General features: G+C 72.8%; 18 protein-coding genes and 1 pseudogene. 10 read left to right on the top strand and 9 right to left on the bottom strand.

Annotation, left to right across the window (positions count from 1 at the left end):
• Nucleotides 1–45: 45 nt before the first annotated feature.
• The 3 genes from MRQ36_RS00235 to MRQ36_RS00245 form a co-directional block, all read right to left on the bottom strand.
• On the bottom strand, nucleotides 46–390 hold the full coding sequence (locus MRQ36_RS00235) for an STAS domain-containing protein (RefSeq protein ID WP_242791296.1): 345 nt from the start codon (nucleotides 388–390) through the stop codon (nucleotides 46–48).
• 72 nt (nucleotides 391–462) lie between these two features.
• Nucleotides 463–1503, bottom strand: coding sequence for a B12-binding domain-containing protein (locus tag MRQ36_RS00240; protein WP_242791305.1), 1041 nt, complete (start codon nucleotides 1501–1503; stop codon nucleotides 463–465).
• The gene (locus MRQ36_RS00245) at nucleotides 1500–3260 is read right to left on the bottom strand and encodes a PP2C family protein-serine/threonine phosphatase (RefSeq protein WP_242791308.1); all 1761 of its coding nucleotides are present in this window, start codon (nucleotides 3258–3260) and stop codon (nucleotides 1500–1502) included. Before MRQ36_RS00245 ends, MRQ36_RS00240 begins: the two co-directional genes overlap by 4 nt.
• A gap of 235 nt (nucleotides 3261–3495) precedes the next feature.
• On the opposite strand from MRQ36_RS00245, the gene MRQ36_RS00250 reads away from it, so the two are divergent.
• On the top strand, nucleotides 3496–3885 hold the full coding sequence (locus MRQ36_RS00250) for an STAS domain-containing protein (RefSeq protein ID WP_242791309.1): 390 nt from the start codon (nucleotides 3496–3498) through the stop codon (nucleotides 3883–3885).
• Nucleotides 3886–3932: 47 nt separating this feature from the next.
• The gene (locus MRQ36_RS00255) at nucleotides 3933–4280 is read left to right on the top strand and encodes an STAS domain-containing protein (RefSeq protein WP_242791311.1); all 348 of its coding nucleotides are present in this window, start codon (nucleotides 3933–3935) and stop codon (nucleotides 4278–4280) included.
• A 229-nt stretch (nucleotides 4281–4509) separates the two neighbouring features.
• Here MRQ36_RS00255 and MRQ36_RS00260 read toward each other — a convergent pair whose 3' ends face one another.
• Entirely contained in the window at nucleotides 4510–4824 is a 315-nt protein-coding gene (locus MRQ36_RS00260) for a hypothetical protein (RefSeq protein WP_242791314.1), read from the bottom strand.
• 196 nt (nucleotides 4825–5020) lie between these two features.
• Here MRQ36_RS00260 and MRQ36_RS00265 point away from each other — a divergent pair, with 196 nt between their 5' ends.
• From MRQ36_RS00265 to MRQ36_RS00280, 4 genes are all read left to right on the top strand, one after another.
• Complete coding sequence (locus tag MRQ36_RS00265) at nucleotides 5021–5989, top strand: DUF2267 domain-containing protein (protein WP_242791316.1); 969 nt, start codon at nucleotides 5021–5023, stop codon at nucleotides 5987–5989.
• Between the two features lie 54 nt (nucleotides 5990–6043).
• On the top strand, nucleotides 6044–6832 hold the full coding sequence (locus MRQ36_RS00270) for a spermidine synthase (RefSeq protein WP_242791318.1): 789 nt from the start codon (nucleotides 6044–6046) through the stop codon (nucleotides 6830–6832).
• Between the two features lie 277 nt (nucleotides 6833–7109).
• Nucleotides 7110–10763 carry an NB-ARC domain-containing protein gene (locus MRQ36_RS00275; RefSeq protein WP_242791321.1) on the top strand — a complete coding sequence of 1218 codons (3654 nt, stop codon included), beginning with the start codon at nucleotides 7110–7112 and terminating at the stop codon, nucleotides 10761–10763.
• A gap of 46 nt (nucleotides 10764–10809) precedes the next feature.
• Nucleotides 10810–11928, top strand: a complete 1119-nt coding sequence (locus tag MRQ36_RS00280; RefSeq protein WP_242791322.1) for an AI-2E family transporter — start codon at nucleotides 10810–10812, stop codon at nucleotides 11926–11928.
• 9 nt (nucleotides 11929–11937) lie between these two features.
• On the opposite strand, the gene MRQ36_RS00285 is transcribed toward MRQ36_RS00280, so the two are convergent.
• Nucleotides 11938–13236, bottom strand: a complete 1299-nt coding sequence (locus tag MRQ36_RS00285; RefSeq protein ID WP_242791324.1) for an NAD(P)/FAD-dependent oxidoreductase — start codon at nucleotides 13234–13236, stop codon at nucleotides 11938–11940.
• 95 nt (nucleotides 13237–13331) lie between these two features.
• Here MRQ36_RS00285 and MRQ36_RS00290 point away from each other — a divergent pair, with 95 nt between their 5' ends.
• Nucleotides 13332–14777 carry a M20/M25/M40 family metallo-hydrolase gene (locus tag MRQ36_RS00290; protein ID WP_242791326.1) on the top strand — a complete coding sequence of 482 codons (1446 nt, stop codon included), beginning with the start codon at nucleotides 13332–13334 and terminating at the stop codon, nucleotides 14775–14777.
• A 24-nt stretch (nucleotides 14778–14801) separates the two neighbouring features.
• On the opposite strand, the gene MRQ36_RS00295 is transcribed toward MRQ36_RS00290, so the two are convergent.
• Both MRQ36_RS00295 and MRQ36_RS00300 read right to left on the bottom strand, forming a co-directional pair.
• Entirely contained in the window at nucleotides 14802–15329 is a 528-nt protein-coding gene (locus tag MRQ36_RS00295; RefSeq protein WP_242791329.1) for a GNAT family N-acetyltransferase, read from the bottom strand.
• Nucleotides 15330–15426: 97 nt separating this feature from the next.
• Entirely contained in the window at nucleotides 15427–16134 is a 708-nt protein-coding gene (locus tag MRQ36_RS00300) for a hypothetical protein (RefSeq protein ID WP_242791331.1), read from the bottom strand.
• A gap of 493 nt (nucleotides 16135–16627) precedes the next feature.
• Between MRQ36_RS00300 and MRQ36_RS00305 the strand changes: the two genes are divergently transcribed.
• The 3 genes and pseudogenes from MRQ36_RS00305 to MRQ36_RS00315 all read left to right on the top strand — a co-directional run bounded on the left by MRQ36_RS00305 (nucleotide 16628) and on the right by MRQ36_RS00315 (nucleotide 21322).
• Nucleotides 16628–17857 (top strand): MFS transporter, encoded by a 1230-nt coding sequence (locus MRQ36_RS00305; protein ID WP_242791333.1) that lies wholly within the window; start codon nucleotides 16628–16630, stop codon nucleotides 17855–17857.
• Nucleotides 17858–18117: 260 nt separating this feature from the next.
• A pseudogene (locus tag MRQ36_RS00310) lies at nucleotides 18118–19667 on the top strand (glycosyltransferase family 4 protein).
• Nucleotides 19664–21322, top strand: coding sequence for a glycosyltransferase (locus MRQ36_RS00315; protein ID WP_242791335.1), 1659 nt, complete (start codon nucleotides 19664–19666; stop codon nucleotides 21320–21322). The pseudogene MRQ36_RS00310 and the gene MRQ36_RS00315 overlap by 4 nt, the downstream one beginning before the upstream one ends.
• Here the strand turns inward: MRQ36_RS00315 and MRQ36_RS00320 are convergent.
• Together MRQ36_RS00320 and MRQ36_RS00325 are read right to left on the bottom strand one after the other, a co-directional pair.
• Nucleotides 21301–23721 carry a glycoside hydrolase family 32 protein gene (locus MRQ36_RS00320; RefSeq protein ID WP_242791336.1) on the bottom strand — a complete coding sequence of 807 codons (2421 nt, stop codon included), beginning with the start codon at nucleotides 23719–23721 and terminating at the stop codon, nucleotides 21301–21303. The two genes, MRQ36_RS00315 and MRQ36_RS00320, sit on opposite strands and share 22 nt — an antisense overlap.
• A complete protein-coding gene (locus tag MRQ36_RS00325; RefSeq protein ID WP_242791337.1) occupies nucleotides 23718–24923 on the bottom strand; it encodes a NosD domain-containing protein in 1206 nt (401 codons plus the stop codon). The genes MRQ36_RS00320 and MRQ36_RS00325 overlap by 4 nt, the downstream gene beginning before the upstream one ends.
• Between the last annotated feature and the right edge of the window lie 225 nt (nucleotides 24924–25148).

Genomic DNA, 25148 nt, shown 5'->3' on the forward strand with positions numbered 1-25148 from the left:
AACAGCGACCGCACGGTCACCTGTTGGCGGGCGAAATCTAGCCCATCACGAGGCCGACTGCGACCTCGGGTCGGGCACCGCGTCGTACGTCAGGACCTCGGCGAGACCGGTCACCTGGAGCACCCGGGCGACCCGCCCGGTCGCGCCGGTGACCCGCAACCAGCCGCCGTCGACGGAGGCGCGGTTGTCGCCGCGGACGAAGGCCGCGATGCCGGTCGAGTCGCAGAAGGTGAGCTCGGTCAGGTCGACCAGGAACTGCCGGACGCCGTCGGCGACCAGCCCGTCGATCGCGGCGTTGAGCTGCGGGGCGCTGCTCATGTCGAGCTCACCGGCGAGGCGCAGGCACACGGGCGCGCCGTCCCGGCGGGCGTACGCGACGGTGAAGGTCACCGTGGCCCCCCTCGCTCCACCGCAGGCGGATGCTTGCAGTGGAGCAAGTATAAGCAGGGGGTCGGGCCGTCCTCAGCGCCCCGCCGCCGCCGAGACCAGGACGCGGCTCTGCGCCAGGAACGCCGCCGCGCGGGGGAAGTCCCGCAGCAGCTGGCCGTAGTGCTCCAGGGTCAACCCCACCGCGCCGGCCGGCACCCCCCGACTGGTCAGGATCGACACCAGCCAGCCGACGAACTCGGTGAAGAGCGTGCCGTCGTCGACGAAGAGCGCGGCGGCCAGGAAGTCGACGATGTAGCCGAGGTCGCTGATGGTCGAGTCGAGCTGCGCGTCGGTGTAGTCGTTGACGCTCGGCACCCGCTCCCGCAGGTCCGCCAGGGCACTGTCGATCAGCTCGCCGCGCCGCTTCACCAGGCTCGCGTACTCGTCGTCGGCCAGGTGGTCCAGCCGGGCCGGGGTGACCCGGCGCAGCGCCCGCTCGTCGGCCACCAGGTCGGCGGCCGACGGCGCGTCCGGCGCCCACGGCACCCCGAGCCGGGCCGCCCAACGCCCGTCGTCGCCGAAGCCGCGCCCGCCCACCAGCACCGGCACGTCCGCCCGGCGGCACGCCTCGATCATCCGGTGCGCGTACGGCAGCCGCATCGGCAGCGCGCAGGCCAGCGCGACCGCGTCGGCGTCGTACCGGTGCAGGTACGACACCAGGTGCGCGGCCGGCACGCTGGCCCCGAGGAAGGTCACCTGCCAGCCACGCAGCCGCAGCACCTCCGCCACCAGCCGGGGCGGCAGCGCGTGCCACTCCCCGTCCATGCAGGCGACCACGATCCGGCCGCGCTCCGGGCGCGGGTTGGCGTACGCGGCGACCGCCGCCACCACCCGCTCGCTGATGTGCGTCGCGGCGTGCTCCTGGGCCACGCTCCACTCGTTACGCGCCCAGCGCTCCCCCACCTCGGCCTGCGCCGGGGCGACCAGGTCCAGCAGCACCCGCTCGGCGGGCACCCCCGCCTCGATCAGCCCGAGCGCCACCTCGACCGCGCCGTACTCGTCGGCGTCGGCCAGGAACTCCAGATAGCCGGGGTAGGCGTGGGCCGGGTCGGCCGCCGTGCTGGTCGCGGTCACGCGCTGCTCTCCCTCGGGTCGTCGGCGGGGGCCCGGTTGGGCACCGCGTGCAGGTGGCGGGGCGCCCGGGTGCCGGTGCCGGTCGCCCGGAGCGCCAGCACGGCGATGTCGTCGTGGTCGCCGTGCGCCAGCCAGTCGCAAGTCACCTGCTCGACCCGCTCGGCGAGCGCCGGCGCCGGCATGCGCGCGCAGCCGGAGACGGCGGTCAGCAGCCGGTCGGTGCCGAACTGCTCGTCGCCCCGCCGCCCGCCGCGCGCCTCGGTGACCCCGTCGCTGTAGAGCAGGCAGGTCTCGCCGGGCTCCAGCCGGACGGTGACCTCCCCGATGCGGGGGTCGGGGACGACGCCGATGAGCATTCCGCTCAGCGGCACCGCCTCGACCTCGCCGGAGGCCCGCAGCAGCAGCGGTGGGAGATGGCCACCGCCGGCCATGGTGAGGGTCAGGCTGCCGTCGCGGTGCGGGCGCACCACGCCCAGCACCATCGTGGCGAACCGGCCCTGGCCGTGCGCCTGGGTGGTCTCCAGCAGCGCGTCGTTGAGCAGTTTCAGCAGCCGGCCCGGTTGCGACTCGACCCGGTGCAGCGCCTGGAGGCACTGGCGGAGCTGCCCGGTGAAGACCGCCGCCTCCACCCCCTTGCCGGAGACGTCGCCGAGGAAGAAGACCGAGCCGCCGTCGGCGAGCCGGTGCGAACCGTAGAAGTCGCCGCCGATGCGCAGTCCGGCCTGCGCCGGCCGGTACGCCGTACCCCACTGCACGCCGGTCGCCGGGGTCGGCTCGACCGGCACCAGGCTGGCCTGGAGGGTGTCGGCGACCTCGGCCTGGTCGCGATAGAGCACCGCGGTGGTCAGGGCCGCCCCGGCCCGGCCGGCGAAGGCGCGGACCAGGTCGATGTCGGCCTCGTCGTACCAGCGGGCGGTGCGCCGGGCGACCAGCAGCACGCCGACCGGATCGTCACGACCGGGCAGCGGCACCACCCGGGCGGTGGCCTCGCCGGTCGTCAGCCCGGGCAGCCAGCCGGCCTCCACCGCCTGCTCGACCAGCCAGTCCAGGGTGTGCGGCTCGACGCCGCCGAGGCCCTCGGCGATCGCCGCCGGCAGCGCCGTCGAGCTGAGCATGCCGCTGTCCACCGCCGGGGCCTCGTCGTCGCTGCGGGAGGCCCGCCACCAGCGGGCCCGCCCCGAGCGCGGGGCCAGCACCAGCACGGCGACGTCGGCGAGGGTGGGCACGGCGAGCCGGACCACGGCGGCGGCGGCCCGGTCGGGGTGCAGCGGGTTGCCGAGCTTCTCCCCGACCACCGCCAGGAACGCTGAGCGGGCCCGCTCGGCCAGCAGCGCGTCCGCCCGGCTGACGCTCTCGGTGACGTCCTCGACGTACCAGCAGCAGCGGGCGGCCGAGAGCGGGACCTGGCGCATCCGCAGCCGGCGCTCCCGGTGGGTGAACTCGGCCGGCCCGCTGCCGGTGAACGGTGCCAGGCCGGTGGCCTCGAGCACCGCGCCGGCGCGGACCTCGGGCAGCAGCCGCTCGGCGACGGGGCTGACGTGCCGCACCACGCCGTCGGCGTCGCAGACGATCAGGCCCTCACGGAAGTGCTCGACCACCTCCGACCAGTCGGGCGTGGCGAGGTCGCGGTCCGGAGCCAACGGGGGCAGGGCGGACCGGGCCGGGACGGCGGCGGACCGGGCCGGGGCCCGTGCGGCACTCGGCGTGGAGATCCGTCCGTCGCCCGGGTCCCAGTCCCTGACGTCGGCAGCAGTCACCAGCTTGAGCCCCACTCCTTGTCGACATCCGCGGCGTCGATACCCGCGGTCCACCGGAAACAGCCAGTGTGTTCCAATCTCTTCGCCCCACCCTACGCCGGTATGCCGGGACCGCCACTCCTACGGGCGCGTGAGCCGGCCGGGCGCTCGTCACCGGGCGGGGTGGTTGCCGGGTTGTTACGATCTGGACGGCCCTTGTTTCCCGATCGACAGCCGACGGAAAGGCGTGAGTGTGGTGTCCCAACGGAGGAAGCCCGAGGCGACCCCGCTGACCATCTCCGTCGACCGCACCGACCCGCACGCCCCGGTCGTCCTGATCGGCGGTGACCTGGCCTTCACCACCGCCGCACCGCTGCGCACCGAGGTGGACCGGCTGTTGGCCGAGGCTCCGCCCGTCATCGTGCTGGACTTCGCCGATCTGCTCTTCATCGACAGCACCGGCCTGGCGGTGATCGTGCACGCCTGGCGGGAGGGTCAGCAGGGTGGCACCGCCCTCCGGCTGCGTGCCACGCCGCGCTTCCTGGAGACGATCCTCGACATGACCGGTGTCACCGGCCTGCTCGCCCGGCCGCAGCCCGGCGAGCGCGCCGACCTGTCCCAGGCGGACACCGCCACGTCGGCCTGAGCCACCCCGGGGTTTCCCCGGCGGGACGGGCTGGGAACAATGGAGTCATGCCCGCCCAGCTGTTGACCATCGAGGTGCACCGGCTCGACGCCGGTCGCGCCCGACTCCGGCTGGCCGGCGACTTGGACTTCGACACCGCGCCACAGCTGGTGGCCGCCGCCGCCGAGCTGCGCCGGGACGGCTGCCAGGAGCTGCTGCTCGACTTCGCCGAGGTCGGGCTCTGTGACTCCTCCGGGCTCAGCGCGCTCGTGCTGATCCACCGCGCCGGCACCGGGCCCATCCGGCTCAGCGGCACCAACCCGCAGGTCCAGCAACTGCTGGACCGCACCGGCCTGGGCGAGCTGCTGGCGGTGGCACCCCCCGTCGCCCGCGACGACACCCGCGAGGTCGGCTGACAGAGTGCGGCGACCCGTCGGGCCGACATTTCATTCATGATCGTCTGCACTCCGTGGTCACGACACGCCGGGCCGACGTGCCGCCACCATCAGACGATCTTCGTCGGCCGGGAGGCCGCTGAGACCGGGACCACACTCCGTCGTGGCGGGCGGTGGGCCACCCGGGCGGCGCCCCGGAGAGGGGTGGCCCCCGACCCTGGGACCAGGGGTCGGGGGCCGGGAGAAAGGCTCAGGCGGCCGGGACGGGTTGCAGGCGCGGGCCGCTCTCCCGCAGCTGCTCCGCGCCGGGCGGCTCGGCGTCCTCCGGTGGCCCGGAATCGGGCGTCTGGAAGAGATAGCGGACGAACTCCCCACCCGCCTCGTTGTCGTCCGCTCCGGGCCACTGCCCGACACAGTCGACGCCGACCACCTCACGGCCGGTGCCGTCGGCCTCCTCCAGCAGTGCCCAGAGGGACACCGGATAGCAGCGGGTGGCCTCGGGCGTCACCTGCCAGCGGGCGTACCAGCCGGGTCGGGCGGGGACGATCTCGACGATCCTCTTCATGACGACCTTCCCTTCCGCGTGCGTCGGAAGATTTCCGGTCCGTCCCGAGCGTGCCGGCCGGGCGGGTGACCGGCCCTCACCCGCTGCGAATGAAGCCGGCCGGCCGGATCGTCCGGGGCGGCCGGCCCGCCGTTTCGGTGCCGGGCACCCGGGAAGGCTCACCGTCGAGCAGTCCGACGAGGAACGAGGTGTGACGATGCGCAAGCAGATGGAGGGCGACAACCAGCGCCGTCGAGCGCTGGCCCGCCAGGCCCGGGAGCAGGGTCGGCAGCCGAGCGAGACCGGCGCGAGCCTGAGCGCGTCCAAGCAGGTCACCTCCCTGGACCGGGGGCGGCGGACCGGTCCCCCACCGGCCGGGCGGCACAAGCCGGACAGCACGCGCGGCGGACCCGCCCCGCCGCCGGCCGGCATGCCGGAGCGCCCCCGGCCGCAGCCGCGGCCCGGCCCGGCGGTGACCACCCTCGGCTACCGCGATCTGGTCGACGACGTGGGTCGCCGCGCCGGTGTCGACTTCTCCACCGCGAAGGTGGGTGCCGAGGCGACCGTGCTCGCGCTGGCCTGGGCGCTGGACGAGGCGGCCCGCGAGCGGCTGCTGGAGGCGGTGCCGGTGAAGCTGCACGACGTCGTGCCGGTGGACGGCATCGAACGGCACGAGGAGCTGCCCGGCTTCCTGGCCGAGGTGGCCCGGATCAGTGGTCGCAGCCCCGAGCAGGCCCGCTATCAGGCGGAGGCGACCCTCGCCGCGCTGGCCGAGGCGGACGGCGACCTGGTCGAGTCGCTCCGCGTACCGGACGGGTTGCGGGAGTTGCTGACGCCGCCGGCACCCGGCGGCGGCCTGGTGGGGCCGGCGTCCGCCGCCGCGCCGCTGACCGACCAGGAGCTGCGGGAGGCCCTCACTCGGCTGCCGTACTGGTCGAGTGACCGGCAGTCGCTGGTGCGGACCATCGAGCTGCCCGCCGGCAACCTGGACCGGGTGCTCGACCGGATCGACCAGCTCCGGGTGGACCTCGGACGCGGCCCGCAGATCGGCCGGCCGGAGCCGGACAGCGCCGTGCTGACCGTGCGCAACCGCCAGGTCGACGGGGTGACTGCCGCGGACGTCGACCTGGCCCGGCGGATCGACGACGCCATCGAGGAGGCCGGCGCGGGGATGGCCGCCGGCTGACCGAGGGGCCGGCGGGCGGTGCGCCCGCCGGCCCACCCGGTACCGTGGCCCGCCATGGACAGCCCCGCCGACGAGCTCACGCTGGTCGTCGACCCGGCCCGGCGGACCGGGCGTACGCTGCTGGCCGGCGGCGTGGCCCAGTCGTACGTGGACGTCGTCGACCCCCGGCACCTGCACTTCGAGTACGTCCGCCGGATGGCCGCGGTGCTCGACCTGGCCGCCCCGCCCGGCCGGCCGCTGGAGGTGCTGCACCTGGGCGGTGGCGCGCTCACCCTGCCCCGCTGGCTGGCCGCCACCCGCCCCGGGTCGGCGCAGCGGGTGGTGGAGCGGGATCCGGCGGTGGTCGACCTGGTCCGCCGGGAGTTGCCGGCACTGCCGCCGGAGGTGGAGGTGACGGTCGGCGACGCCCGGGACGTGGTGACCGCCGCCCCGCCCGCCCGGTACGACGTGGTGCTCGCCGACATCTACCGGGCCGCCCGGATGCCCGCCCACGTGGCCGGCGTCGAGTTCGTCACCGAGGTTGCCCGGACGCTGCGCCCGGAGGGCGTCTACCTGGTCAACGTGACCGACCTGCCCCCGCTGACCTTCTCCCGTACCCAGGTGGCGACGCTGCGCGCCGTCTTCGCCGACGTGTGCCTGGTGGCGGACCGCCGGATGCTGCGCGGCCGCCGGTACGGCAACCTGGTGCTCGCCGCCGCGCACCGCCCCGACCGACTGCCGGTACGCCGGCTGGCGGCCCGGGTGGCCGCCGATCCGCTGCCCGGCGGGGTGCTGCACGGCGCGGCCCTGGCCGCCTTCGTCTCCGGTGCCCGCCCGGCCACCGACGCCACCCTCGCCCGCTGACATCGACCAGCCGCCGAACACCCGGGGTCCCAACTCCGAGACTGCGTTAGGTAGTCTCCCGAACGCATCCGGTGGAGAGCTGGCGAGAACGAACCGGGGCGACGACACACGTCTTCGGTCCTAAGGACGGCCCTCGGCTCCGGCAGTCCATACGGCAGGGTTGACGACCTCGGGTACGGAGACCTCGCTGGCAACCTCTAGCGTTACAGGGGATCAGATGGCACGTGGGCGCCGGGCACAGGCCGCCAGGTATGCCCTGTACCTCGTACTCACGGTCATGATCACAAACCTGACCGGCTTAGCGATCAACATTCTGTCGTCCGGTGAGGGGAAGCTACCTTTTGGCTTGGAGAGCCTCCGCGACCATGCCGTCGAGTGGACCGTCGGTCTGACGCTGGCAATGGGCGCACTGGCGCTGGTGATGTGGCGGCGCCAGGGGGACAGTTCACCGCAGCAGAGCGATCCACCGCCCCCCACTCTGCAGGAACCACCGGGTTGGGTGGTGAAACGACCAGCCGAAGTGGACCATGTAGTTCACGGCCTGATTAGGGGTGACGGTCAGGCGGTCGGAATTACGACGGCGCTGCAGGGGGCCGGCGGATTCGGCAAGACGACGCTCGCCACCGTCGTATGCGCGGACCCTCGCATCCGCCGCCGGTTCCGAGGTCGCGTGTACCAGGTCACCCTGGGCCGGGACCTTGTCTCGCCGGAGGCCATCGCCAGCAGGGTGAACGACACCATTCGCATCATCACCGGAGAGGACACCAACTACTCCGACCCGCGACTCGCCGGACAGCACCTTGGCCGGCTGCTGCACGACCGGCCCCGGATGCTGCTGCTCGTCGACGATGTCTGGAACCGCGACCAGGTGTCTCCGTTCCTTCTCGGCGGTCCGAGATGTGCTCGGCTCGTGACAACCCGGGTTTCTTCCGCGCTCCCTGGTGACGCCACCACGATCAAGGTCGACCAGATGTCGCCGGAGCAAGCACGACAGGTGCTCGTGTGGTCGCTGCCCAGCCTTCCACACCAGACGGTGGAGCAACTGCTAGCCGCGACGGGGCGGTGGCCCTTGCTGCTACGCCTGGTGAACCGGGTAATCGCCAACGCCGTCGAGGAGAATCGTGATCCGGCCAGGACGGCCGCGGACATCCTTCGGCTCCTGAGTGAAGGGGGCCCCGCAGAAATCGACGGCCTCACCGACTCCTGGCAGGAACTGGACCTCAACATTCCGGAACAACGCGCGCGAGCGGTGCGCGCGACCATCGAGGCCAGCACCAAACTGCTCGATAACGGCGGTGACCAGCGCCTCGCCGAACTGGGGATCTTCGTGGAGGACGAGTCGATCCCTATCCGGGCGATTGCAGTGCTGTGGGAGCGGACCTCGTCTCTGACCCGGACGGAGTCCGAGACGCTGTGCCGCAGAATGGTCCAACTCGCGCTGGTGCGCCACGCCTCAACCGACGGCACCTCGTTCGCGATCCACGATGTAGTCCGCGACTTCCTTCGCGCCGAGCTCGGCGCAGACAAACTTGAGGCACTCAACAAGACGCTCGTTGAGGCAGTTGCGCAACGGCTGCCCCGGGTTGCGGCAGCGGCAGCGGACTCGTCCTCGCGGATTCGAATTGCCTGGTGGGAGCTCAAACGGGAAGATCGCTACCTCTGGGATCACCTCATCACACACCTGGTGGCAGCCGGCCGGGCCGACGAGGGTGAAGAACTCGCCGGTAACCTGGTGTGGGCGGGACAACGGCTGATGCGTTTCGGTCCCGCCGCCCCCTACAGCGATCTCGCAGCCTTCGACACCCCAGGAAGTCGGTTGCTCCGGGCCGACCTCGGTCGCGCCTCACACCTGCTCGCACCGACCGATCCCCCAGAAGCGGTCATCCACATCCTGCACAGTCGCCTTCGCGACCGATCGAGTTGGCAGGCACAGGTGAAGCAACTCGACAGCGTCACGGTCGGCCCGCGCTTGATACACCGCTGGGCCATGCCGGACCTGCCGCACCCGGCAATGCGACGCAACCTGGTGGACCACGATGGCGCGGTCCTCGCCGTCGCCATGGCGTCTGACGGCGCTTGGCTAGCGACGTCCGGCGAGGACGCAAAGGTCCGACTGTGGGACAGCGCGACCGGTCAGATCAGGGCGACTCTGGACGGCCACACCGGTCCCGTTCGGTTGATCCGTCTGAGCGCCGACGACAAACGGGTGGTCACGGCCAGCGGGGACGACGTGCGGATCTGGGAGGCGTCGAGCGGACGAATGCTCATGCGCCTACCCGTTCAGGGCGGAGTGGTTAACGACTTGGCCCTAGCGGCCGACGGGACATGGGTGGTGACAGCTGGCAGCGACCCTGCCGCGCGGATCTGGGACACGGTGAGCGGACGGCTAATACGCAAGCTTCCCGGCCACGCCTCGACGGTCACGGCCGTTACGATGCCTCCGGACAACTCCTGGATCGCTACCAGCAGTGGATGCACTGTACGGATCTGGGACGCCTCGACGGGACAACTCAGCGCGACTTGCACCGGCCATCGCGGAGAGGTCACTTTGCTTTCGGCCTCGCCCGACGGTCGATGGCTGGCATCCGCTGGAAAGGACGAGGCCGCGCGAGTATGGAGCAGTTCAGACGGGTCTCCGCTCGCTGTACTTCATTCCGGTTCCGGCTGGTTGTCGGCTATTGCCTTCGGAGCCGACAGCAGCTGGGTCGCCACCGCCAGCAAAGCTTTCGTCCATCTCTGGAGGCTCCATACACCCGACAAGCCGGTCGTCCTAGACACATCGGCGGGCCACGTGGTGGGTCTGCGTTCGTCGCCCACGTCCCGGTGGCTGGCCAGCGCGGGCAGCGATGCGACCATTCGCCTCTGGAACACCAGATCTGGTCGCTCGATCGCGACGCTCGGTGGCCACGCGGACCGGCTGACGGCCCTCCGCGTCGCCCCTGACGCGTCCTGGCTGGTCTCCACCAGCCGAGACGGCACTGTTCGAACGTGGGACGTCGAGGCAGCGAGCGAGCAGGTCACCCGTACAGGTGACAACAGACTCGCCCACATCAGCGCGGCGGCCGATGGCTCTTGGATCGTCGCTACGGGAGGCGGTGATGGCGCTCGTGTATGGAAAGTGTCGGATGCCAGAAAACTGCGGGTGATCCACCACGATCCCCTCAAGAAGGTGGGCTCCGGCGCTGAGTCGACCCTGAACGCGATCGGCGTCACCGGCGGTTTCCTCGCCACCTTCGGCAACGACGAGAGAATCCGCATCTGGGACCCCTTCGTAGAATCGGACGTGCATGAACTACGCCTAGACGAGAACGAGCGGGCGGGCCGGCGCGTCAAGGCCATCGCATCCGATCCATCGGGGCCCTGGTTAGTGGCCCACGACTCGGAGAACAACCTTCGCGCATGGAATCTTGAGCACCAACAGCAGATTGACGGGAGAATCCTGGACAAGGCCCTTACATTCAAGATCGGTGCGGACCGGACGGCGGCTCTTGCCGTACGCCAAGGGACACTGCTCATTGGTGAGGCCAACGGGTCAGTCCGCACCTGGGAATTGGAGACCGACTCTGTCCGATGGTCCACGGTGGGTACAGGTCCGGTCACCGCCGTAGAATTTTTGCCGGAACAGGGCATAATCGTCACCTCCAGCAACGCTGCTGCAGTAGTGATCTGGCGGGAAGGCCAGCCGAAGCCTGTTACGGAGCTCGCCACCGACGGTAAGGTGACCGGCCTCGTCGCGACACTCGACTGCCACCACCTTGTCGTCACCACAGCTCGGGGAAGCATGGAAGTCTTCGCCGTGGAGTCCTGGAGGCGGGTGACCGTAATGCGCATCGACGGTGACCTCACCTGCTGCACCCGAATTCCCGGCAGCAACCTCATTGCGGTGGGCGGTTTGCGCGGTCTATACATGTTCGAGCTCCGGACGGACTAGTACATCAAGTAGGTTTTCCGCGCCCCCGGCCGGGTAGCCGCGCCGGATGAGCAGAGCCGAGGACCGGGGCACCGCCCGCCGGGCGCTGATCGTCATCGGTCTGGTGCTGGTCACCCTGCTCGCGCTGGCCCTGGTCTGGGCCACCCGACGGGTGCTGATCTGGCTGCTGGTGGCGGTCTTCTTCGCGGTGGCGTTGAAACCGCTGGTGGACCGGGTGGAGCGGCGCTGGGTGCGCCGTCGCGCGCTGGCCACCCTGCTGGTCTTCCTGGCGGTGTTCGGGCTGCTCGGCGCGCTCGCCGCGGGGATCGTGCTGCCGTTGCTGGACGAGGTGGGGCGGTTCGCCGACCGGGCGCCGGAGCTGCTGCGCGAGGCCCGCGCCGGCCGGGGACCGATCGGCGAGGTGCTGCAACGGCTGCAGCTGCGGCAGTACGCCAACAGCCACTCCCACCAGATCAGGGAGTACGGCGCACAGCTGCGGCAGCCGGCGGTGGGGCTGGTCCGGGGCGTGCTGGAGACCCTCGCCGGCCTGGTGACGGTGATCGTGCTGGCGTACCTGATGGTGCTGGAGGCCCCGAAGCTCATCGCCGGGACGCTCGCCCTGGTCGGCGACGGCCCGGCGGAGCGGCTGCGCCGGGTCGGCCGGGACACCTCCCGCACGATCACCGGCTATCTCAGCGGCAACCTGCTGATCAGCGTGATCTGCGGCGGTCTGACCTTCCTGGTGCTCTTCGTCACCGGCGTGCCGTTCGCGGCGGTGATCGCGCTGCTGGTGGCGATCGCGGACCTGATCCCGCTGGTCGGCGCGACGCTGGGGGCGATCCTCGCGGCCGGGGCCGGTTTCCTGCACTCGCCGGGCACCGGCGTGGTGGTGCTGGTCTTCTTCGTCGTCTACCAGCAGGTGGAGAACCACCTGCTGCAACCGCTGATCATGTCCCGCGCGGTCCGGTTGAACCCGCTGACCGTGCTGGTCAGCGTGCTGCTCGCCGCCGAGCTGGCCGGCCTGGTGGGTGCCCTGCTGGCCATCCCGGCGGCGGGCGTCGGGCAGATCCTGCTGCGGGAGTTCGCGCCGGCCGGGCTGCGGACCGTGCCCGCACCGGCCAGCGACGACGATTCGGCCGGCGGCCCGGACCCCGGGGACGGGGACCGGCCGCCGGCCGACGACTGACCGGCCTGCTCAGGCCCGGCGGACCACCTCGGGCGACTCGCTCTCCAGCGGCACGGCGGTGCCCGGCACCAGGCCGAGCTGCACGGCGGGCCGGGGCAGGGCCGCGTCCAGCACCCAGTCCGCCCCCACCCGGGCCCGGTTCCCCGGCATGGCGAGCAGGTGATAGCCCCGGGTGACCGCCTTGGCCGGCAGGCCGGCCAGCGACACCTTCAGCGGGTTCGCCGCGGCGTCCTTCCCGCCGAGGTCGACCACCCAGCCCAGGTCGTGGTGCTTGTACGGCTTCCGGGTGCCCTGCCCGTACGAGGCGGCGATGTTGTGCGCCACGAGCTTGCCCTGCCGCTGCGCGTGCTGCGCGGTCATCGCGCAGACCTGGCCGGGGCGGGTGATGTCGGGCACGGCGGAAGCGTCGCCGCAGGCGTACACCTCGGGGAAACCGGGGACGGTCAGGTACTCGTCGACCACCAGCCGGCCCTTCTCGGTGCGCAGGCCCAACTCGGCGACGAACGGGTCGGGGCGTACCCCGACGCACCAGACCAGGCTGCAGGTGGGCACGTACTCACCGTCGGTCAGCATCACCCCGTCGGGGGTGGCCTCCGAGACGGAGGTGCCCATCCGCACGTCCACGCCGCGCCGGCGCAGCACCCGGTCTGCGGTGGCCGACATCCGCGGGTCGAGTTCCGGCAGCACCCGGGGCGCCACGTCGAGCAGCATCCAGCGCGGCCGGACGTTCAGGTGCGGGCGCTGCTTGACCAGCCGGTCGGTGAAGAGCTGGCCGTGCGCGGCCACCTCGGTGCCGGTGTAGCCCGCGCCGACCACCACGAAGGTGGTCCGGGCGCGCTGCTCGGCCGGGTCGTCGGTCAGCTCGGCCAGCTCGACCTGCCGCACCACGTGGTCGTGCAGGTAGAGCGCCTCGGGCAGGCCCCGGAAGCCGTGCGCGTACTCGGTCACCCCGGGGATCGGCAGCAGCTTGTTCACGCTGCCGACGGCGAGCACGAGGCGGTCGTACGCCAGCCGGCCCCGGTCGCCCTCCTGCTGCCGGTAGCCGACCCACCGGTTCTGCAGGTCGACCCGGTCGGCCTCGCCGACCACCACCCGGACGCCGTCGAGGGTGCCCGACAGCGGCACCGAGATGCGGGTCGGCTCCACCACGCCGGCGGCGACCTCGGGCAGCAGCGGCAGGTAGAGGAAGTAGTCGGTCGAGTTCAGCAGGACGATCTCGGCCCGCTTGCCGGCGAGCCGGCTCAACGTCTTCGCCGCGTGGTATCCGGCGAACCCGGCCCCCACGATCACCACACGAGGTTTCGTCATGCCCGCTGCCGTTCCCGTCGACACGCCCGACAAACGTGCCCGCCGAGCCGCCGTAGACATGGACAAACGTCACGACATGGGACGAGGATGCGCTGATGGGATCCCACGAGACCGCCGGGGAACGACCCACGAGGTCGACCCGGCGTACCTTCCTCACCGCGTCCGCGGCGGCCACCGCCGCCACCGTCGCCGCCCCACTGGCCACCCCGGCGGCGGCGCACGAGCCCGGCCCGCCGCCCGGCCCCGGCCGGCCGGTCCGCCCGCAACCCCCCGGCCGTGCGCTGGCCGCGCTGCTGCGCGAGGTCGACCCCGACCGGATCGAGGCCACCGTCCGCCGGCTGGTCGCCTTCGGCACCCGGCACACCCTCTCCAGCCAGGACGACCCGCAGCGCGGTATCGGCGCCGCCCGGGACTGGATCCACGCCCGCCTGTCGGAGTACGCCGCCGCGTCCGGCGGCCGGATGACGGTGGAACTCCAGTCGTACGTCCAGCAGCCGGCCTCGCGGATCCCCACCGCGACCCGGATCACCAACGTGGTGGCGACCCTGCGCGGCGTCTCCTCCCCCGACCGGGTGTACGTGGTCACCGGCCACTACGACTCCCGGGCCACCGACGTGCTGGACGCGGTGAGCGACGCCCCCGGCGCCGACGACGACGCGTCCGGCGTGGCGGTGCTGATGGAGCTGGCCCGGGTGATGGCGACCCGGCCCACCGAGGCCACCGTCGTCTTCGCGGCCGTGGCCGGCGAGGAGCAGGGCCTGTACGGCTCGACGTACCTGGCCGGGCAGCTCAAGGCGGCCGGCGTCGACGTGCAGGGCATGTTCAGCAACGACATCGTGGGCAGCAGCACCGCCGACGACGGCACCCGCGACCCGCGGACCGTCCGGCTCTTCGCCGAGGGGGTGCCGACGGCGGAGACCCCCGCCGAGGCGAGCGTCCGCCAGTCGGTGGGCGGCGAGAACGACTCCCCGTCCCGGCAGCTCGCCCGGTTCGTCGCCGACGTCGCCGAGAACGGCGCCACCGGGATGCGGGTGCGGGTGATCTACCGCCGGGACCGCTACCTGCGCGGCAGCGACCACATCTCGTTCCTGCGCCAGGGCTGGCCGGCCGGCCGCTTCACCGAGCCGAACGAGGACTTCGCCCACCAGCACCAGGACGTCCGGGTGATCGACGGCGTGCAGTACGGCGACCTGCCGCAGTTCTGCGACTTCGACTACATCACCCGGGTGGCCCGGGTGAACGGCGCCGCGCTCTGGTCGTTGGCGCAGGCGCCGGGCACCCCGAAGGGGGTCGTCGTGGTCACCACCGACCTCACCAACGACACCACGCTGCGCTGGCAGCGCGGGGACGAGCCCGACCTGGCCGGCTACGAGGTGCTGTGGCGGGAGACCACGGCCGCCGAATGGCAGCGGGTGATCGCGGTCGGCGACGTCACCGAGGCGACGATCGACCTGTCCAAGGACAACGTCTTCTTCGGCGTCCGCGCGGTGGACCGGGACGGGCACCGCAGCCCCGTCGCCTTCCCCCGCCCCGGCAGCTGAGCCGGGTCCCCGGCGGTCGACGTCTCAGTCGGCCGCCGGGGCGGTGACCGCCCAGCGTTCGTGGTCCCGCCACGCCCCGTCGATGAACAGGTAGTCCGGGGAGAACCCCTCCAGCCGGAAGCCCAGCTTCCGGGCCAGCCGCCGCGACGGCTCGTTGCCCGGCTGGATGTTCGCCTCCAACCGGTGCAGCCCCACCACCTCGAAGGCGTGCGCCACCACCAGGCCGACGCCGGTCGAGGCGTGGCCGGTGCCGGCGTACGGCCGGAACGCCGCGTAGCCCAGGTAGCCGCCGCGCAGCGCGCCGAGGACGATGCCGCTGATCGAGGCGTACCCGGCGATCTCCCCGCTGGCCCGGTCGCAGAACAGGTAGCCGGCGCTGTCCCGGCGGCGGATCTTGCGCAGCCAGGCGGCGTACGCGGCCGGATCGCCCGGGGCGGTGAGCCACGGGTGGTGCAGGTCCCGGCTGCGCCGGGCGGCGGCGACGAACTCGGCCTCGTCGGCGGGCCGGGGCCGGCGGATCCCGACCGCGCCCGCGGTACGCAGGTATCTCACGTCGGCACACTCTCGCCGCACCGACAGCCGCTGTCCAGCCCGACTGAAAGGATCTTGGTGTCTAACCAGGCCCCGGGGCCCAGGGCCTTCGTCAGCGTCAGGAGGGCCAGGGAACCTCGTGGTACGTCACCGACGAGGCGATCGAGATCAGGTACTGCTGCCCTCGCAGCGGCCCCTCCCACAGGGCGTCGACGTCGACGGGGTGGTCGTCCAGGAAGACCATCGGCCAGTGGCGCTCCACCGGATGTTGGCTGGGCCTGGAGAAATTCGCCTGTGACCAGCTGACGTAGATCCGTCCGTCGTGACCCGGCGCGTGGTAAGTCCACGTCGGCGGCGACAGGAGCCGCCCGTCCCCGGGCCTGCCATTGGCCGCGAGGCTGGCCTCCACATCCTGCAGCGTCTCGCCGCTGTCCGTCATCAACCCGGCTTGCTGCGCCGCGGCGTCCAGCTGGCGCAGCACACCGGACAGCTCTCCCCGCACGGTGAAGTACCTGCCCTCACTCCGGCTGCACCGGAGTCGGTAGGGGTCGTGCGGCCACAGGGGGTCCGTTTCGCCGGCCAAACAGGTATCGGAGGTCGACGTCGCGACCGGCCGCAGTGCGGGGGTTCGCTCGGCGAAACCATCAAGGATCTCGTCGAGCTGGATGGCTGCCTGTGAGCTCGCCTGCCTGACGGCGTCAGAGTTGGCCTCACTGGTGGTGTCCTGCGGAGTGGGGGCGTCCGGCCCACACGCGGTCAGGGCGAGTGTCAGGAGGAGAGCTGCTGCCAGCTTGATCGGGTGCGGAGAAGCCACGGCCATCAGCATGCCGTCTCGACGTGTCGGGGTGCCTGAGCCGGCGTACTCATCCGTCGTGAGCGCCGGGCTCCTCTCCCGGCCCGGCAGCTCATCGACGTATCCAGACAAATCCTCGCGTTCGCCCGTGCCGCAGGTGTGAACCGTGAAGCCGCGGCCTAGGCTGGTGGCTCGGACGACAGGAGGTCGATCATGGGGATGGCTCTTCTCGGCACGGTGCTGGTGCTCGCTTCGTCGCGGCGGACCACGGCGTCCTGACCCGAGCCGGCGGCCCGACCGGCCGCCCGGCCCCACCCGATCCGCGCCGCCCCTGCCGGCGCACCGATCGTCCCCCGGACCTCGCCCCGCTTCGCGAAGCGATCAGGTGACCCGCCCTCCGCGCGGGTCCTCCGTCATGGCGTGACCACGCCACCACATCGCTTCCGAGGGAGTTCCTCGTGTTTCCGGACCATCCGTCCGGGCGCCCCGTCGCGCCCGGACGTCACCACCCTGCGCGGTGGTCGGCATGACCACCGACGTCACCCGGGGCCGGCTCGGCCCCGACTTCCTCCGTCTCTGGACCGCCAGCGCGGTCTCCAACCTCGGTGACGGCGTCACCATGGTGGCCGGGCCCCTCCTGGTCGCCTCGCTCACCCGGGACCCGGCCGCGATCGCCGCGGCGGTGCTGGCCCAGCAACTGCCCTGGCTGCTCTTCGCGCTGGTCAGCGGCGCACTGGTGGACCGGCTCGACCGCCGTCGACTGATCGTCGGCGTCAACCTGGGCCGGGGCCTGGTGCTGGCCGCGCTGGCCGTCGCGGTGCTCACCGGGCTGGTCACGGTGCCGCTGATCTGCCTGGCGTTCTTCCTCACCGGCGTCGGGGAGACCCTCGCCGACACCGCCGCCGGGGCACTGCTGCCCTCGGTGGTGCCGCCGGAACGGCTGGAGCAGGCCAACAGCCGGCTCTTCGCCACCTTCGTGGTGGGCAACCAGTTCGCGGCGAAGCCGCTCGGGGCGTACCTCTTCGTGGTCGCCGCCGCGCTGCCGTTCGGCGTCGACGCGGCCAGCTTCGGGCTGGCCGCGCTGCTGCTGGCGCTGCTGCGCTGGCGTCCGGTGCCGCCGGCGGCGGCGGAGCCGGCCGCCGTCGACCCGCCACGCTCGCTGCGGGCCGACATCGCCGCCGGGGTACGCGCCCTGTGGCGGATACCCGTGCTGCGGACCCTCGCCGGCTGCATCGCGGTGATGAACGTGGCGTTCTGCGCGGCGTTCGCCGCGTTCGTGCTCTACGCCCGGCAGCGGCTCGGCCTCGCCGAGGTTGGGTACGGCGTGCTGCTCACCGCGTCGGCGTTCGGTGGGCTGGCCGGCACCGGGCTGGCGCCCCGGCTGCGGGCCCGGTTCGGCACGGCGGCGCTGCTGCGGGCCGGCCTGCTGATCGAGGTCGGACTCCAGGTCGTCCTCGCCACCACCCGGCAGCCCTGGGTGGCGGGTGCGGCCATGGCCGTCTGGGGGGTGCACGCCATGGTGTGGGGGGTGCTGGTGGTGTCGTTGCGGCAGCGGCTCGTGCCGGACCGGCTGCGCGGCCGGGTGAACAGCGTCTACTCCCTCGCCGACCTGGGTGGGGCGGCCGTCGGCACGGCGGTCGGCGGTTTGCTGGCCCGGGCGACCGGGAGCATCGTGACGCCGTTCTGGCTGGCGGCCGCCGCGTTGACCGTGCTCACCGCGCTGGCCTGGCGTCGGCTGTCCGCCGCGGACGGCTGAGCACCGTCGCCGGTGGGGAGGGCTGCTCCAGCGCTCCCCACCGGCGGCGACCCGGTCGGCGGGCAGCCCACGCGGCGCTGACGGCCCGGGTCACCACCGAACCGCCGTCGGACGGTCGCCTGCGCGTCACGTCGGTGTCGCCGTCGCGTCCCCTGCCTCGTTGAGGTTGGTGTCACGCCGGAGCAGCCGGCCGACCAGCCGAGGAGCAGCAGGTGACACCGGACGACAGCACGCCCACGCCCCGACGGGGCCGGGTCGTCATGCTCGTCGACAACCGGGTCGAGGGCGACTCCCGGGTGCAGAAGGTCGCCCGGTCCGCCGCCGAGGCGGGCTGGGACGTCACCCTGCTCGGCCGGTCCCCGCACGGCGGGGAGGTGACGTGGCGGCTCGGCGCCGCCGAGGTACGGCTGCTGCCGGTGCCGGACCCGCTGGACCGCCGCCGGCACGAGTTCCGCCGCTCCTGGCTGCGGTGGCCGCTGGCGTACCGGCCGGGTGGGATCGCCGAGCACCGGGCGCACCAGGTGCGCGGCTGGCAGGCCGACCTGACCGTCGAGGCGGCGCTGCTGGAGCAGCGGGCCCGCGCGGGTGCGCTGGACGGCGCCGACTGCGCCGGGCCCGGCGCCGGTTGCGGGTGCGGTCGACCGCCGCCCGGCTGCTGGAGCGCTGGGTGTGGCTGCGGACGAAGATGATGCACCGGGTCCGCAGCGGCCGGAAGTTCCGCAACCCGTGGGACCGGGCGTACACCCTGTTCTGGCAGGTGGTGCGGGGGACCGCGCGTGGCGGCGGCTGGAGCCCGGCCTGTGGGACTACGAGCTGGCCTACGGCCCCGAGCTGGACCGGTTGCGCCCCGACCTCATCCACGCGCACGACTTCCGGATGCTCGGCGTCGGTGCCCGCGCCAAGATCCGGGCCGCGGCGCGGGCCGCCGGGTCGCGCTGGTCTGGGACGCGCACGAGTTCCTGCCCGGCCTGCGACCGTGGCGCGACCACGCCCGCTGGCTGCCGGCCCACCGCGCCCACGAGCGGAGTACGCCCCGTACGCCGACGCCGTGGTCACCGTCTCCGCCGATCTGGCCGAGCTGCTGCGCCGGGAGCACCGGCTGCCGGAGCTGCCGGCGGTGGTGCTCAACGCGCCGGCGGTCGAGCACCGCCCGGCCGGTGCGGCGCCGCCGCCGGACCTGCGCACCGCGTGCGGGCTGACCGGCGACGTGCCGCTGCTGGTCTACAGCGGCGCGGCGGCCCCGCAGCGCGGCCTGGCCACCCTGGTCGACGCGTTGCCCCGGCTGCCCGGGGCCCATCTCGCGCTGGTGGTCAACCCGGCGCTGCGCCACGTCGCGCAGCTCGCCGAGCGGGCCGACCGGCTCGGGGTGGCCGACCGGCTGCACGTCCTGCCGTACGTGCCGCACTGGCAGGTGGTGCCCTTCCTGGCCGGCGCGGACGTCGGGGTCATTCCGATCCACCACTGGCCCAACCACGAGATCGCCCTGATCACCAAGTTCTTCGAGTACGCCCACGCCCGACTGCCCGTGGTGGTCAGCGACGTCCGCACCATGGCCGCCGCCGTCCGGGAGACCGGTCAGGGCGAGGTGTTCACCGCCGACGACGTCGACGACCTGGTCCGCGCGGTCACCACCGTGCTGGCCGACCCGGGTCGCTACCGGGCCGCGTACGACCGGCCCGGCCTGCTGGCCGGCTGGACCTGGCCGGCGCAGGCCGAGGTGCTGGAGCAGGTCTACCGCCGGCTGCTGCCCGCCGCGCCCGGCACCGTCGGCACCGCCGTCCCCGAACCCGCCGAAGGAGCGCTCCGATGACCGCGCCCGACGTCAGCGTCATCGTCCCCGTCTTCGACACCATGCCCTACCTGCGCACCTGCCTGGACTCGCTGCTGGCGCAGACCATCGGGCCCGACCGGATGCAGATCGTGGCCGTCGATGACGGTTCCACCGACGGCGGCGGGCGGCTGCTGGACCGGCTCGCCGCCCGGCACCCGGGCCTGGTGACCGTGGTCCACCAGGCCAACTCGGGCGGTCCCGCCGCGCCCTGCAACCGGGGTCTGGAGCTGGCCACCGGCCGGTACGTCTTCTTCCTCGGCTCCGACGACCACCTCGGGCCGGAGGCCCTGGAACGCCTCGTCGCCGCCGCCGACCGGTACGGCTCCGACGTGGTGCTCGGCAAGGTGGTCGGGGTCAACGGCCGGCACATCTTCGCCGACGTCTTCGCCGGCGGCAACGTCGTCGACGTGGACCTGTTCGACTCCGCGCTGCCCTGGTCGCTCGCCAACACCAAACTGTTCCGCCGGGACCTGGTCGACGCCCACCGGCTGCGTTTCCCCGAGGACATGCCGGTGCTCAGCGACCAGCCGTTCACCCTGGAGGCCTGCTACCGGGCGCGGCGGATCACCGTGCTGGCCGACTACGACTACTACCACGCGGTACGCCGGCTCAACGCGCGCAACATCACGTACCACAGCCGGGTGGAGGCGCGGCTGGCCAGCGTGGAGCGGCTCTTCGCGTTCGTCGCCGACCTGATCCCGGCCGGTCCGCGCCGCGAGGCGGTGCTGCGCCGGCACGTCGGCCTGGAACTGGCCAACCTGGTCGGTGACGACTTCCGGCTGCTGGACCGGCCCACCCAGGAACAGGTGCACGCGACGGTCCGTCGGCTGGTCGAGCGGCACGTCACCGACTCCCTGCGGGACCGGCTCGACATCGAGGCGCGGCTGCGGCTCGGCGCGGTGACCACCGGCGGGGTGGACGACCTGCTGGCCGTGATCGCGCAGGACGCCGAGCACGGTGTCCCGCCGACGGTGGTCCGCGGTGACCGCTGGCACGCCGGCTATCCGGGGGCCGACCGGTGGGCCGACGTCACCGACGTGCGGGCGGCCTGGCTGGCGAAGCTTGACACCGTCGCGGTGCACTGGACCGACCGGGACACCCTGGCGGTGACCGCCCGCAGCCCGTACCCCGGTTTCGCGGTCGACGGCGGACCGGTCCGGCTGGTGGCCGGGCACCTCGCCGGCACCACCCTGCTGGACGCCACCGACCCCACCGGCCGGACCGTCCGCACCGACTTCCCGGTGCAGCGGCTCCTCGCCGCCAGCGCCGCGACCGGGCAGCGGCACCCGGTCCGCGCGGAGCTCACCGGCGCGTACGGCCGGGGCAGCGCGCCGGTCCGCGCGCCCCGGCTGGCCGCCGGCCGCCCGCGCCTGCTGCGGCACGGGTTCCGGCTGTACGGGGTGGCCGCGACCGTCGACCGGCGCAGCGGGCAGCTCGTCCTCTCGGTCGTGCCGGTGACCGTCCGTCAGGTGACCGCCCGGCTGGCCCGCCGCTTCCGGCGTGACCCGGCGGCCTCCGCGAAGCGGCTCCCGGCGGCCCGGCCGGCGGAATCCCCGGCGGCGGGCGTGACCGCGCCGGGGACCCACGCCGAGCCGGGCCGGGCCGAGGTCGGTCAGCTCACCGTCACGTCCTGAGACTCGCCGACCGCGTCGAAGACGTTCACCCCGAACCGGCCGGTGGCGTACGTGCCGTCCAGCACGTCGATCACCGGCGTCGCCCCGGCGTCCAGCCAGACCTGGAGGCGCGGACCGGCGGCCACCACCCGCAGGTGGTACGTCCGCCCGGGCACGATCGGCGTCGGGTAGGTGGCGATGTCCCGGCCGGGCCGCCAGAGCTTGACCAGGCCGTCGGTGTCGATGTTGGCGGTGTAGTGGCCGGTGCCGTCCGGGGTGGCCCGGAAGGTCAACCCGGCGGCCCGGCCGGCGAGCACCCGCAGGTCGCCCTGGTAGGTGAAGTCGCCGCCGGTGCGCTCGGCGAGCCGGAACCCGTTGTCCATCCGCCGGCCGCGCAGGCCGCCCGCGGTGACCGTCCACTCCCCGGCCACCGGGTTCCACCGCTGGTCCAGGTTGGTGCGGAAGCCGACGGCGTCGCGCCGGACGTTCTGCACCACGGCCGCCCCGGCGAAGACGTTCACCCCGAGCCGGCCGGTGGCGTACGTGCCGTCCACCGCATCGATCACCGGGGTCGCGCCGTGGTCCAGCCACACCCGGATCCGCGACCCCGTGGCGTTCACCTTCAGGTGGTACGTCCGGCCCCGGCTGATCGGCGTCGGGTACACCGCGATGTCCCGGCCGGGCCGCCAGAGCTTGACCAGCCCCGCCGCGTCGACGTTGACCGAGTAGCCGCTGCCGTCGGGGCCGGCCCGGAAGGTGAGGGCGGCGGCCGCTGCGGTCTCCAGCCGCACGTCGGCCTCGTAGTCGAGGTCGCCGCCGGTGCCGGCGCTGAGATAGAAGCCGTCCCCGGTCGCCTCGCCGCGCTTGCCGCCGGTGACGTCGGTCCAGGAGCCGCCGACCGCCTGCCACGGGCCGGGTAGGTTGCTCTCCAGCGTCGGCTCGCCCCGGCCCCAGGTGGAGCCGATCCGGTGCAGCGCCAGCGAGACCACCTTCACCGCGCCGCCCTCGGCGACCAGCCGCACCCCCTGGCTGGCGGGGGCGGAGTCGAACGTGACGTTGTCGGTCCAGGAGAGCCGCCCGTCGCCGCCGAAGATCTCCAACTGGCCCCGGTCGACCAGCAGGTGCAGCTTCACCCGGCCGCCGGTGGCCGGCAGCGGCGCCCCGTCGAGGGTCTGCGCCAGCCGGTCGTAGCTGACCGCCCGGTCGTACGTGCCGTCGGCGCGGGTGTGCAGCCGGAAGCCGAACCGGGTGGCGGTGCTGGCGGCCAGGTCGAACTCCGCCTCGATCTCGTAGGTGTCGGCGCTGACCCCGGCCAGCGGGTCGGTGATCGGATCGGTGGTCACCGTCCGGTCGGTCCAGCTCTGCGAGCCGCTGCGCAGGGTGGCCAGTTCGGCGACCGGGGTCCGGGTCAGCCGGACCCCCTCCGGCCAGGTACGCAGTCCGAGCCGCACCGGGAAGGAGGCGTTCCCGGTCCAGGTCGTGCCGTGGTTGGAGGGCTGCCAGACCAGCTGCACCACCCGGTTGTCGGGCAGGTTCGAGAAGGTGAGGCCGGCGTAGAAGGTGCCCTTGTCGAAGGTGGCGCCCTGGTCCATCCGCTGCGGGGTGGCCGAGTCGGGGGTGAAGGTGACGCCGTCGAAGGAGCCGACGACGTACTCGCCGCTGGCGTCGGTGAGCACCCACTTGGTCGGGCCGGTGCCGTCGAGCGGCAGGGCGAAGAAGTCCGGGCACTCGACCAGCCAGTCCGCGGCGTGGCGGCTGCGGAAGGTCCAGTCGCGCAGGTTGGGTGAGGTGTAGAAGTGGGCTGCGTTGCCGCCGTTGTCCGACCAGACCACCATGACCCACCGGTTGGTGGCCGCGTGCCAGAAGACCTTCGGGTCGCGGCTGTTCGCCGGCATCGAGATGACCTTGCGCCCGCCGTCGTAGTTCTGGAAGGTCCGCGCCCCGTCGTTGCTGTAGGCGATGCTGACTCCGTTGGTGCCGGTGAAGACCACGATCGGGGCGTCGGTGCCGGTCTTGAGCCCGGAGGTGTTGGCGGTGTCGACGACCCCGCCGCCGGACCAGAGGTCGCCGGGGTGCACGCCGGGCTCCAGGGCGATCGGCTTCTGCGTCCAGTGCACCAGGTCGGGGCTGGTGGTGTGTCCCCAGTGCATGGTGTCCCAGCCCAGCCCGTGCGGGTTGTGCTGGTAGAAGAGGTGGTACTCGCCGTTGTACCAGAGCGGGGCGTTGACGTCGTTCATCCAGCCGGCCCGGGAGCTGAAGTGGAACTGGCCGCGCCCGGGCTCGTCGTAGCCGGTGCTCGGGTAGGGGAACTCGGGGTAGTCGCCGGGCGTTCCGGCGGTCGCCGGCACGCCGGGCAGCAGCGCCAGGACGGTGACCAGCAGCGCGAGCAGCGTCCCGCGCCGGGTCCGCGCCGCCGTCACGGGGTGGCCCGGAAGGCGTAGTTCGTCGTGTACGCCTGGAGCTGCGCGGCGGTGCCGCTGTCCAGCACCCGGGTGCCGGTGCTGGTGGCGTCGAGCACCACCGTCTTCACCGCCACGTTGGCCACCGTGTGGTTGGTGGCGATCACGTTGCCCGCGCCGCCGGCGACCAGGATCATCGTCGGCGTCGCGCCGGCCGGGGCGATCTTCGCGGGGTCGACGTACCAGGCGATCAGGTTGCCGGTGACCAGGTTGTTGTCGCCGCGCAGCTGGATCACCCCGAACAGGTCGTCCCGGCCGTTGCCGTACGGCTGCATGGGTCCCCACGGCTCGGCCTCGCGGCGCAGGTGGTTGCCGCTGACCAGGTTCTCCTTGTTCAGCCCCTCGAAGACGATCATGCCGGGATAGAAGCCGTGCAGCCGGTTCGCGGTGATCGACGAGCGGTTGGTGTTCTTGAACTGGACGGCGCTCTTCCCGCGCGGGAAGATGTTGTTCGCGGTGACCAGCAGCCCCTCGTGCCCCTCGGCGAAGAGCGAGTAGCCGACGTAGCCGGCGCCGATCAGGTTGTCGGTCACCTTGGACGCCTGACCGGAGCCGATCAGCTCGACGCAGTTGCCGCACTCGGCGATGAAGTTGTCGCTGACGCTGAGCGCGTCGGCGTTGCGCACCACCAGGGCCCGCTCCAGATAGACGAAGCCCATCCGTTCGATCCGGAAGGCGTCGTTGTCGGTGTCGACCAGGATGCCGACCTTGCCGTTGCGGTAGGAGTTCTGGTTCGGGGTGAAGCTGACCCCGTCGAGGCAGAAGTTCTCGAAGACCACCGCGCTCAGCCGAGGGTTGCCGGTGCGGGCCACCCGGAACGCCTCGGCCTTCCCGTCGGTGTTCTCCACCCGGATGCGGCTGCCGCCGGGCCAGATCTCCCACCAGCTCGACGTGTCGCCGGAGTTGTAGCGGATGCTGGAGGAGGTGAAGCCGTGCCCGGAGCCCTTGATGGTCAGGTAGCTGACGTCGACGTCGACCCGGGTACGCAGTGGATAGTCGCCCGGCGGCAGATAGATCACCGCGCCGGGCTTGCTCGACTGGCTGGGCTGGCCGGCCTTGATGTCGGCGATGATGCTGTTGATCACGGCACCGACGTCGGTGAAGCAGGTGACGCCCGGGTTCCCGGGCACGGTCCAGGTGGTCACGTCGTAGACGGTCGACATGGGACTCCCCTTCGAGGTCGGGCGGGCTCAGAGGACGCCGATGAGGGCGCGGTGCGAACGGGTCGGCGGGGCCGGGCGGCGGCCGGCACCGTCGCTTCCGGGGCCGGTGTGACGGCGGGGGCGGCGACGGCCGCGGGGGTCGCGGTGAGCGCCGCCGGGAGGGCGGCGGCGCCGAGGCAGAGGGCCCGCAGGAGGGTACGGCGGGGCAGGTGGGCTGGGCTCATG

It is taken from the genome of Micromonospora sp. R77 (assembly GCF_022747945.1).
In the GTDB taxonomy this organism is placed as follows: domain Bacteria; phylum Actinomycetota; class Actinomycetes; order Mycobacteriales; family Micromonosporaceae; genus Micromonospora.

Bases quoted from the DNA above. Each gene is read 5' to 3' on its own strand.
- MRQ36_RS00280 (WP_242791322.1), top strand. From the start codon at position 10,810: ATGAGCAGAGCCGAGGACCGGGGCACCGCCCGCCGGGCGCTGATCGTC.
- MRQ36_RS00315 (WP_242791335.1), top strand. From the start codon at position 19,664: ATGACCGCGCCCGACGTCAGCGTCATCGTCCCCGTCTTCGACACCATG.
- MRQ36_RS00300 (WP_242791331.1), bottom strand. From the start codon at position 16,134: ATGCTGATGGCCGTGGCTTCTCCGCACCCGATCAAGCTGGCAGCAGCT.
- MRQ36_RS00260 (WP_242791314.1), bottom strand. From the start codon at position 4,824: ATGAAGAGGATCGTCGAGATCGTCCCCGCCCGACCCGGCTGGTACGCC.
- MRQ36_RS00270 (WP_242791318.1), top strand. From the start codon at position 6,044: ATGGACAGCCCCGCCGACGAGCTCACGCTGGTCGTCGACCCGGCCCGG.
- MRQ36_RS00265 (WP_242791316.1), top strand. From the start codon at position 5,021: ATGCGCAAGCAGATGGAGGGCGACAACCAGCGCCGTCGAGCGCTGGCC.
- MRQ36_RS00255 (WP_242791311.1), top strand. From the start codon at position 3,933: ATGCCCGCCCAGCTGTTGACCATCGAGGTGCACCGGCTCGACGCCGGT.
- MRQ36_RS00325 (WP_242791337.1), bottom strand. From the start codon at position 24,923: ATGTCGACCGTCTACGACGTGACCACCTGGACCGTGCCCGGGAACCCG.
- MRQ36_RS00290 (WP_242791326.1), top strand. From the start codon at position 13,332: ATGGGATCCCACGAGACCGCCGGGGAACGACCCACGAGGTCGACCCGG.
- MRQ36_RS00275 (WP_242791321.1), top strand. From the start codon at position 7,110: ATGATCACAAACCTGACCGGCTTAGCGATCAACATTCTGTCGTCCGGT.
- MRQ36_RS00305 (WP_242791333.1), top strand. From the start codon at position 16,628: ATGACCACCGACGTCACCCGGGGCCGGCTCGGCCCCGACTTCCTCCGT.
- MRQ36_RS00285 (WP_242791324.1), bottom strand. From the start codon at position 13,236: ATGACGAAACCTCGTGTGGTGATCGTGGGGGCCGGGTTCGCCGGATAC.